Annotated in this window: 8 protein-coding genes; 3 read left to right on the top strand and 5 right to left on the bottom strand. The window is 60.7% G+C overall.

Annotation, left to right across the window (positions count from 1 at the left end; genetic code table 11):
• Positions 1 to 142: 142 nt before the first annotated feature.
• Positions 143 to 1312 (bottom strand): VWA domain-containing protein, encoded by a 1170-nt coding sequence (locus VNZ65_RS18080; protein ID WP_325671455.1) that lies wholly within the window; start codon positions 1310 to 1312, stop codon positions 143 to 145.
• Positions 1313 to 1319: 7 nt separating this feature from the next.
• Complete coding sequence (locus tag VNZ65_RS18075) at positions 1320 to 2174, bottom strand: MoxR family ATPase (RefSeq protein ID WP_325671453.1); 855 nt, start codon at positions 2172 to 2174, stop codon at positions 1320 to 1322.
• A 148-nt stretch (positions 2175 to 2322) separates the two neighbouring features.
• On the opposite strand from VNZ65_RS18075, the gene VNZ65_RS18070 reads away from it, so the two are divergent.
• The 3 genes from VNZ65_RS18070 to VNZ65_RS18060 all read left to right on the top strand — a co-directional run bounded on the left by VNZ65_RS18070 (position 2323) and on the right by VNZ65_RS18060 (position 5557).
• Positions 2323 to 4524 (top strand): site-specific recombinase, encoded by a 2202-nt coding sequence (locus VNZ65_RS18070; protein WP_325671451.1) that lies wholly within the window; start codon positions 2323 to 2325, stop codon positions 4522 to 4524.
• A 346-nt stretch (positions 4525 to 4870) separates the two neighbouring features.
• Positions 4871 to 5191: a c-type cytochrome gene (locus VNZ65_RS18065; RefSeq protein WP_061941666.1), complete on the top strand. Its 321-nt coding sequence runs from the start codon at positions 4871 to 4873 to the stop codon at positions 5189 to 5191.
• 12 nt (positions 5192 to 5203) lie between these two features.
• Positions 5204 to 5557, top strand: a complete 354-nt coding sequence (locus VNZ65_RS18060; RefSeq protein ID WP_325671449.1) for a cytochrome c — start codon at positions 5204 to 5206, stop codon at positions 5555 to 5557.
• 114 nt (positions 5558 to 5671) lie between these two features.
• Here VNZ65_RS18060 and VNZ65_RS18055 read toward each other — a convergent pair whose 3' ends face one another.
• From VNZ65_RS18055 to VNZ65_RS18045, 3 genes are all read right to left on the bottom strand, one after another.
• Positions 5672 to 7297, bottom strand: a complete 1626-nt coding sequence (locus tag VNZ65_RS18055) for a phosphoethanolamine transferase (RefSeq protein WP_325671448.1) — start codon at positions 7295 to 7297, stop codon at positions 5672 to 5674.
• A 94-nt stretch (positions 7298 to 7391) separates the two neighbouring features.
• The gene (locus tag VNZ65_RS18050; protein WP_325671446.1) at positions 7392 to 8804 is read right to left on the bottom strand and encodes a heavy metal sensor histidine kinase; all 1413 of its coding nucleotides are present in this window, start codon (positions 8802 to 8804) and stop codon (positions 7392 to 7394) included.
• A partial coding sequence (locus VNZ65_RS18045) for a winged helix-turn-helix domain-containing protein (RefSeq protein WP_325671444.1) occupies positions 8801 to 9334 on the bottom strand: 534 nt, incomplete at its 5' end. The genes VNZ65_RS18045 and VNZ65_RS18050, both read right to left, overlap by 4 nt.

Below are 9334 nucleotides of genomic sequence, written 5' to 3'. Positions count from 1 at the left end.
GGCGGGTTGCGACGGCTTCCTGAACCGTCATCTGGAACAGCCGCAGATCCTGCTGGCGCTGGGGAAATTCCTGTCGATGCGGGACCGGGTTTAGCAGGCGGCGCAAGGAAAAAATCGCCGTTACGGCGATTTTCTTTCCTGCTTATTTGCTTAACAGGCGCATGCCGCGTTCCAAGCCGTCCATGGTCACGGGAAACATGCGGTTGCTCATCAGTTGCCGGATCACTTCCACCGATTGCCGGTACTGCCACAAGCCCTCAGGTTCCGGATTGAGCCAGATGAACTTGGGGAAGGCGCGGGTGAAGCGCTGCAGCCATTCGGCGCCGGCTTCTTCGTTGTTGTATTCGACCGAGCCGCCGGGCTGCAGGATTTCATAGGGACTCATGGTGGCGTCGCCGACGAAGATCAGCTTGGTGTCCGGCGTGTACTTGCGCAGGATCTCCCAGGTTGGAAAACGTTCGGCATGGCGGCGCTGGTTGTTTTTCCACAGATAGTCATAGACGCAATTGTGGAAATAGAAAAACTCCATGTTCTTGAATTCGGTCTTGGCTGCGCTGAACAGTTCTTCGGTGCGGGCGATATGGTCATCCATGGTGCCGCCGACATCCAGCAGCATCAGCACCTTGATATTGTTCTTGCGCTCCGGCCGCATCTTGATGTCGAGATAGCCGGCATTGTGGGCCGTGGCGCGGATGGTGTCGTCCAGCGCCAGTTCTTCGGCAATGCCTTCGCGCGCGAACTTGCGCAGGCGGCGCAGGGCGACCTTGATGTTGCGCGTGCCCAGTTCGCGCTCGTCGTCATAGTCGCGGTAGGCACGCGCATCCCACACCTTGACCGCGGTGCGGTTGCCGCCGCTGCCGCCGATGCGGATGCCTTCGGGATTGCTGCCGCCGTGGCCGAACGGCGACGTGCCGCCGGTGCCTATCCATTTGTTACCGCCCTCGTGCCGGCCTTTTTGCTCTTCCAGCAATTCCTTGAGGCGGTCCATCAACTTGTCGTAGCCGAATTTTTCCAGCTGCGCCAGCTGCTCGGGCGACAGTTCGCGTTTCATGCGCTGCACCAGCCAGTCCAGCGGGATTTCGGCGTTCTTTTCGAAGATCGTCTGGATGCCTTTGAAATAGCGCCCGAAAGCCTGGTCGAACTTGTCGAAGTGCGCCTCGTCCTTGACCAAGGTGGTGCGCGCCAGATAATAGAAATTATCCAGCGTCGGCGCAATGACGTCCTTTTGCAGCGCCTCCAGAAGGATCAGGAATTCCTTGATCGACACCGGGACCTTGGCGTCTTTCAAAGTGAAGAAGAAATCGATCAGCATATCTGGATTATCGGTTCTTTCTTGCCATGAAAACCAGGCGTTCGAACAGGTGCACGTCCTGCTCGTTCTTCAGCAAGGCGCCGTGCAAGGGCGGCACCACGGCCTTGGCGTCGCTGCTGTGCAGCGCTTCCGGAGGGATGTCTTCCGCCAGCAGCAGCTTGAGCCAGTCCAGCAGCTCGGAAGTGGATGGTTTCTTTTTCAGGCCGGCGACGTCGCGCACCTGGTAAAAGGTTTCCAGCGCCTGCGCCAGCAAGTCCTTTTTCAAATGCGGGAAGTGAACATTGACGATCTCCTGCATGGTCGCCTTGTCCGGGAACTTGATGTAATGGAAAAAGCAGCGGCGCAGGAAGGCGTCCGGCAACTCTTTCTCATTGTTGGAAGTGATGATCACCAGCGGCCGATGCTTGGCGCGGACCATTTCGCGGGTTTCGTAGACGTAAAACTCCATGCGGTCGAGCTCGCGCAACAAATCGTTGGGGAACTCGATGTCCGCTTTGTCGATCTCATCGATCAGCAACACCACTTGTTCGTCTGCACTGAAGGCCTGCCACAGGACGCCCTTGACGATGTAGTTGTGGATGTCCTTGACCCTGGCGTCGCCTAGCTGGGAATCGCGCAGGCGCGAGACGGCGTCGTACTCGTACAGGCCTTGCTGGGCTTTCGTGGTCGATTTGATATGCCATTGCATCAAAGGCATGCCGAGCGCGGCGGCCACTTCTTCCGCCAGCATGGTTTTGCCGGTGCCCGGCTCGCCCTTGATCAGCAACGGCCTTTGCAGCGTCAAGGCGGCATTAACGGCCAGTTTCAGGTCGTCGGTAGCGACGTAGCTGGCGGAACTTTCAAAACGTGTCTCGGATCGCATTGTAGATAGTCATGTATAAGCAAATAAAGCCGAGTATAAACGAGATGGCCAATTGGCTGGCCCCAACGGCTGCCGAATCAACAGCGCGTTGCCATGATAGCCAGGCAACATGTTTCCACCACACTAGATAGCCAACGAACGATAGCCAATGAAATTTCTCCTTCTCCGCCTGCGCGTCATGTGGCGCCGCTTCCGGCATGGCGAGCAGCGCCAGGCTGACAGCCGGCACTACACGCGGCAAGTCGATGCCTTGATGCGCCGCGCCAATCCATTTTCCGCCTGGCAGGAACGCGCCGACTGGATCATCGACGTGGTCCAATGGCTGCGCCACGTCCCTAAGGTATCCATGCTGGACGATGACGGCAGGCTGCGCTACCGGCAAGAGCGTTTGCGTTTCCTGCTGGAATGGCTGGACAGCAACCGCGACCTGCGCCGGGTAGTACAGGCAACCTTGCAGAAAACCTTGCGCGAAGCTGCCGGACCGGAACTGTTTTGCGCCACCGGCCTGCCGCATGAGCCTGCCTTCTTCAGCGAACTGTCCGAGCATATCGTCAAGCTGGTGCTGCCCAAGCCGCCGTTCGAGGCGGATTTGTCGGCACTGTTCACCGTGCTGTTTCCGACCTCGGAAGATGCCGACTGGCTGCTGGCGCTGGACCGCGACAGCGTGGCGCTGCTATGGAAACTGATGGCCGACGACGGCATCGCCCACAGCTACCAGCAGCAGGTCGACGAGGCGCTGATCTATCTGGCGACCATGGTGCTGGCGGACGGCATCAGCAAGGCGTTCCGCCAGAAGCTGGATCCCAAGATGCCGCTGCAGGCCACGCCGTTCATGGTGCTGCGGCGCGAACTGGAAACCTATCTGTACGTGAATCCGCGCGATGACGGGGCCTTGCGCAGCGTGCGCATGCTGATCGCCGTCTGCCAGGCGCAGACCGACCGCATCTACGCCCACCTCGACGAGCATGGCGTGTCGGTCAGCCTGGTCTACCGGGTCGAGCGCATGCGCGCCCAATTGACGCGCATGGCGCTGCTGACCGATCTGCGCGCCGTCATTTACGGCGGCGGCAGCCAGCAGGACGGGCAGGGCGCCGGCCAGGTCCAGGCCTTGCTGGGCGACCTGATCGCGGCGCATCATCAGCGTTCTTCGGTGCGCGGCATGATACAGCGCAGCTTCTCTTTGCTGGCGCGAAAAATGGTTGAGCGCAATGCCGACCATGGCGAGCACTACATCGCGCGCGACAGCAAGGAATACCGGGCGATGCTGAAAGCCGCCGGCCGCGGCGGCGTCATTACGGCGTTCACCGTGCTCGGCAAATCGATGGTGACGGCGCTCGGCGCCGCCCGTTTCTTCGAGGGCATTTTCGCATCGCTCAACTATGCCGTCAGCTTCATGGCGATTTCCGCGGTCGGCGGCGTCCTGGCCACCAAGCAGCCGGCAGTCACGGCGCCGGTGCTGGCGTCCAAGATGGGGCAGCTGGATACGGTCGAGGGCCTGCGCGCCTTGCTGACGGAAATTGCCCTGCTGCTGCGTTCCCAGGCTGCTGCGGTGTTCGGCAACCTGATGGGAGTGATCCCGGCGATGCTGCTGATTTCCGGCCTGATCTTGCTGACTACCGATGCTCCCATGATGACGGCGGAGCATGCGCGCGCCAGCCTGCACAGCTTGTCGGTGATCGGCCCGACGCCCCTGTTTGCCGCTTTCACCGGCATCCTGCTGTGGCTGTCGAGTCTGGCTTCGGGTTTTGCCGACAACTGGTTTGCCTTGCGCCGCCTGCGTGAAGCGCTGGCGCAGCAGCGCCGCCTGGTGTACGTGCTAGGAGCGATGCGGGCGGAACGCTGGGCCGGCTGGCTGGACCGCAATGTGGCGCAGATCGCCGGCAACCTCTCGCTCGGCCTGCTGCTGGGGATGACGCCGGTGCTGGCGCAGTTCTTTGGCTTGCCGCTGGATGTGCGGCATGTGACGCTGGCCACCGGCAGCCTGACTGCCGCCGCCAGCAGCCTCGGCTGGGAAGTGCTGGCGGCGCCGCAGTTCTGGCTGGCCGTGGCCGGTATCGCCAGTATCGGCATCTTGAACGTCGGCGTGTCATTCGCTTGCGCGCTGACCTTGGCGCTGCGCGCGCGCGACGTGCCGGCGCGCATCCGCAGGCTGGTATTCCGCGCCGTGCTGCGCCGCTTCAGCGCCTCGCCGCGCTCCTTCCTGTTCCCTGAAGCGGCTGCGCCCAAGCCAGAGGCGCCGGCAGAAGCGGCTGCGGCCGACAAGGCCAGCAACGATACGCAGCAGGCTGGCGCCGGTATGCAGTCGGAATCGACGCCGCCGGATCGTCATCCCGGCAGCCGTCACGGCTGACGCGGCTTGCCTGCTGAAAAAGCCGATGGCAGACAATTTCCGTCAAAAGCAGGCAATTCCATGGAAAACAAGATCCCGGCGGCGGCTTTGGGAGCGCTGCCGACGCCGCCTGGCCAACATCGGAGGGCGTGGACTCTGCATGTTTCTTGGGGTAAAATTAGCCGGTTTTGGTGTAGGGTGGCGACGGCGGTCGGCGTCAGGCAGGGCTACCTTATTCCTTGCCCGCGCAGTATATGCAATGCAGCATAGGCCGTAGTGCCTGGTTTGCTCTGTATGTCTGCTGGCATTTGAGGCAGTATTCGTGGCAGTTTCGAATAAACGTTTTCGCTACAATTACCCAGCTACTATGAAAAAACTAATTGCTCTTCTCGCGCTTGCGGGTCTTGCCAACATGGCCGCGGCAGCGGATGTGGTCGGCAACGCCAAGGCGGCGGAAAACAAGATATCCATGTGTATCGGCTGCCATGGCATTCCCGGCTACAAAGCCACCTTCCCGGAAGTCTATCAAGTACCTATGCTAGGCGGGCAGTCGGCGAAATACATCGAAAACGCATTGGTGGCCTATAAAAAGGGCGACCGCAAGATGCCAACCATGCGCGGCATTGCGGCCAGCCTGTCCGAGCAGGACATGGCGGATATTGCGGCTTACTACTCGCAGCAAAAATAAGGGACCCACACAATGAAAAAGATTCTTGCTGGCGTGGTGTTTCTGCTGTCCACCAGCGCATTCGTGAATGCCCATGCTGCCGGCAATATCGCAGCCGGCGAAGCGGCGACGAAAAAATATGCCTGCGCCTCCTGTCACGGCGCCGATTTCCACAGCCCGATCGATCCCAGCTATCCGAAGCTGGCGGGTCAGCCTCAGGACTACCTGCAGCACGCCCTGATCGCTTACCAGCGCGGCAGCGACGGCCCTAACGGCCGCAGCAACGCCATCATGAGTGGTCAGGCCAAGGCCTTGTCGCACCAAGATGTGCAGGACATTGCAGCTTATCTGCACAGCCTGCCGACGACGCTGGTGCTGCGCAAGTAAATACAACAGTAGTACAGCGCGCTGGCCATTGGCCTGAGCGAGGCGCATAGCCGTGCAATCACTGTTGCACGGCTTTTTTACATCTGCAGCCGGCTGCAGCAATGCGGCGCCGGCTTAGCTGGGGCGATAAGGCAAACCGTTGATCAGACGTTGCCGCGGGCTGAACCGGTTGTGCATGATGTCCAGGGTCGGATCGGAATAGGCCGACTCGAGTTTCAGCAGGCCGAGGATGGTGTGGTCCAGGTCATCGCTCTGGTAGGTCCGTGGTTCCAGCATGGCGCGGCCCGGCGCGCCGGCAATCTTCTGCTGATTGTTCCAGATCAGCATCGGCACCTGATAACCGGATTCGTCTTCGAAGGAATGGCCCGCATGGTCGCGTGTATGTCCGACTTCTTGCCCATGGTCTGAAATGAACAGCAAGGCTGCCGCCTGGCCGGCGCTGTTTTCGGCGGCGCGGCGGATCAGGCTTCCGAGCACGTAGTCGTTATACAAAATGGCATTGTCGTACTCGTCTCGCAAATCCTGTATCCGCATGGACCGCTCTGCCTTTTGCAAGGATGCTGAGACGGCATCGCTGACTCCGTCAAATGTGGCGAATCCTTTCGGATAGCGCATTTCGTAGGTCGGGTGGGCTCCGAGCATGTGAACGATGATAAATTTTCTCGGCGCCTTGTCTGCCAAGGCCTGCTCGAAGTGTGGCAGCAGATTGCCATCCAGGTTGTTCTCCCCGCGTCCCGCCCCCTTGTTGATGAAAACGGATTTGTCTGCTTGTCCGGCGATCAGGCCGATCCAGCCGTCGCCTATGTACTGGTTGGACAGCCAGAAGGTCTTGTAGCCGGCATGCTTGGCCAGCGCCACGACGTCCGGACTCTTGTTCCATAAATCGGGCTGTTCGAGATCGGCGGGGGTCAGCATTTTCATCAGCGAACCGAGGGTCGTCGCTTCCGCCGACAACACGTCGTTGAAGACCAGCAGTTCGCCGCTGATCGCGTCGAGCAAGGGCGTCGTCACGCGCGGATAGCCGTAGAGCGACATGTTTGAGCGATTGATGCTTTCACCGATCACCAGGATAACCGTCCGTTCCGCCTCGCCGGTATAGCTGACCTGCCATTGTTCGCGCTTGCTCATGTTGCGGGCAATCTCATCCTGCATGTTCTGCAGGCTTGCCACTTGCGCGCGATAGTCCAGCAGGCGCAACGGCCAGAACAAGACGGGATTTTCCTTGGCCATGGTGGGATTGAAGTGCAGGGCAATGAAAATGGAAAATGCCGTAGCGATCAGCGTTTTTTTCTTCCAGCCGCCAGGGGCAAGTACCAAGCCTGCTTCTTGTCTGCGCAGGCGGCGCTCAACCAGAATGGCAAGCAACAGCAGCGCAAGAAAGATGACGGCTGCCTTACCCAGGCCGGGATAATTGTGCAGGAAAAACTCTTGCGTCTCGCCGGCGTCTGTATTGAGCATGGCTTGCAGCACCAGCGCATGGTTCGGACGCAGGCCGAAATAGTCGCGCAGGAAGCCTTTGATGGCGGCATCCGTGAAGAACAGCAGGTAGATGACGAGGGATGTCGCGGATGCCGCACGCTGGCGCGGCTGTCCGAGCATGAAAAGTCCCGCCAGGCCGAAGACAGCGGTAGTCATCAAGACAGCGGATTTTGCGAATTCATTGGAATTGATCAGGCCCAATCCCCAGAACAGGCCGAGTCCGGCTAACCCGATCAGGAGGCGCTTGCTTAAAAATTTCATGCTACGGTTCTTCCGCCGGAGTGCAGGTTAGTTCGCTGGGCCAGGTATTCAAACAAGGCAAGGATGTACAGGCAGTGTTTGTAAAAAGCTCTCCTCAGACATTGGGGGGCTTGGGGAAGTTCAGCGTGAATACCGTCATATGTTCTGGCGAACGGCTGAGTTCGACCTGGCCGCCATGCAGCTTCATGATGGACTGCACGATGGCGAGGCCAAGTCCGGCCGAGGAGGCGGAGTCGCTGCGGGCCGGATCGGCGCGGTAAAACCGGTCGAACAGGCGCGGAATGGCTGCTTCTGCAATCTGCGGGCCGGGATTGCTGATGGTGATGCTGGTGTTGTGCGGCTGCTGCATTGCCGCCATCCGGATGACCTGGCCACGCGCAGTATAGCGGATTGCATTGGCGACCAGGTTGCCGATGGCGCGCCGCAACAGCACCGGATCGGCCAGCATGGTTCCGGAGGCGGCGATGCTCAGGCGCACGCCGCTGTCCTCCGCCACGCCTTCAAAGTAATCGGCGATGCGCTGCAACTCCTGATGGCAGTCGAGTTGCTCGCGGGCGACGGCGACATGGGCATTGTCGGCGCGCGCCAGGAACAGCATGTTGTCCAGCATGCGCGCCAGGCGCTCGTATTCCTCGACATTCGACACCAGCAGCCCCTGGTATTCTTCCAGGTTCCTTGGCTGCGCCAGCGCCACCTGGGTCTGCACCATCAGGTTGTTGATGGGCGTGCGCAAATCGTGCGCCAGGTCGGCGGAAAATTGCGACAGCCGCTGAAAGCTGTCATGCAGGCGGTCCAGCATGCTGTTGAAAGCCACCACCAGCTGTTGCAATTCATACGGCGCACTGGCGACGTCGAGGCCGCGGTCAAGGCGCTGGGCGGTGATCGAATGCGCCTGCCGGGCGATCAGGCGGGTTGGCCGCAAGCCGCGCCGCACCAGCACATATCCCAGCAACGCGGACAGCAGCGCGCCGCATACCGCAGCCCCGACAATCTGGCTGCGATAGCTGTCCAGCATGGCCAGGCTGTCGCTGACATTGTGGGCGACGATGATCTGCACTGGTTCGCCGCTGCGGTCGATCTTGCCCCACAGCGCCGTGGCGCGCACCGGCATGCCGGCGGAGGTGCGCAGGTTCTTCCTGGATTGTTGATCGGGAGTCTGGTCGATGGCGCTGAGCGGCAGGGCCGGCAGGCTGCCGGCGGCGGGTTGCGTATCCAGCAGCGGAGCGCCATCGGCGCTGCGCAGTATCAATAACAGATCGTTGTGGCCGAGCGCCGCATCCATGAACAGGTGCGGGTCGTCGCGAATCGCTTGCACGGAACCGGCCTTGCCGACCAGATGTTGCATCAGCGTGATCTTGCCCAGCAATTCCTGATCGTCATGGCTTTCCAGCTGGCGCGCCAGAGAAAAGTACAGATAGCTGCCGACCAGGGTAAACGTGAGCAAGGTCGCCAGTGCAAACAATACCGCCAGGCGTACCGTCAGCGAGCGCGGCGCCCATGGCTTCAAGCGCGGTCCTCCAGCACGTAACCCATGCCGCGCACGGTGTGTATCAGCGGCCGTGCATAGGGTTCGTCGATCTTGATGCGCAAGCGGCGGATGGCGACATCGACCACATTGGTGTCGCTGTCGAAATTCATGTCCCAGACGTAGGAAGCGATCTGCGTCCTGCTGAGAACTTCGCCCTGCCGGTTGGCAAGCAGCTGCAGCAGTGAGAATTCCCGCGGCGTCAAATCGACACGCTGGCCAGCGCGCTTCACCCGCCGGCGGACGACGTCGATCTCCAGATCACCGAGGCTGATCAGCTCTACCTCGCGCGCCGGCCCGCGGCGCAAGAGCGTCCGGATACGCGCCAGCAGCTCGACAAAAGCGAACGGCTTGATGAGATAGTCGTCACCGCCCAGCTCGAGTCCCCGCACGCGATCCTCGACGTGGTCGCGGGCCGTCAGGAACAAGACAGGGATGTTCTTCTTCTCACGAATCCGCTTGACCACCGCCCAGCCATCGAGGGCAGGCAGCATGACGTCGAGAACCACCAG

Source organism: Collimonas sp., from assembly GCF_035566555.1.
Classification (GTDB): domain Bacteria; phylum Pseudomonadota; class Gammaproteobacteria; order Burkholderiales; family Burkholderiaceae_D; genus Collimonas.
The sequence above is the reverse complement of the archived record's forward strand: the minus strand, read 5'-3'. Positions and strand labels throughout refer to the sequence as shown.

Coding starts and splice junctions, on each gene's coding strand:
- VNZ65_RS18070 (WP_325671451.1), top strand. CDS start 2,323: ATGAAATTTCTCCTTCTCCGCCTGCGCGTCATGTGGCGCCGCTTCCGG.
- VNZ65_RS18065 (WP_061941666.1), top strand. CDS start 4,871: ATGAAAAAACTAATTGCTCTTCTCGCGCTTGCGGGTCTTGCCAACATG.
- VNZ65_RS18075 (WP_325671453.1), bottom strand. CDS start 2,174: ATGCGATCCGAGACACGTTTTGAAAGTTCCGCCAGCTACGTCGCTACC.
- VNZ65_RS18060 (WP_325671449.1), top strand. CDS start 5,204: ATGAAAAAGATTCTTGCTGGCGTGGTGTTTCTGCTGTCCACCAGCGCA.
- VNZ65_RS18080 (WP_325671455.1), bottom strand. CDS start 1,312: ATGCTGATCGATTTCTTCTTCACTTTGAAAGACGCCAAGGTCCCGGTG.
- VNZ65_RS18055 (WP_325671448.1), bottom strand. CDS start 7,297: ATGAAATTTTTAAGCAAGCGCCTCCTGATCGGGTTAGCCGGACTCGGC.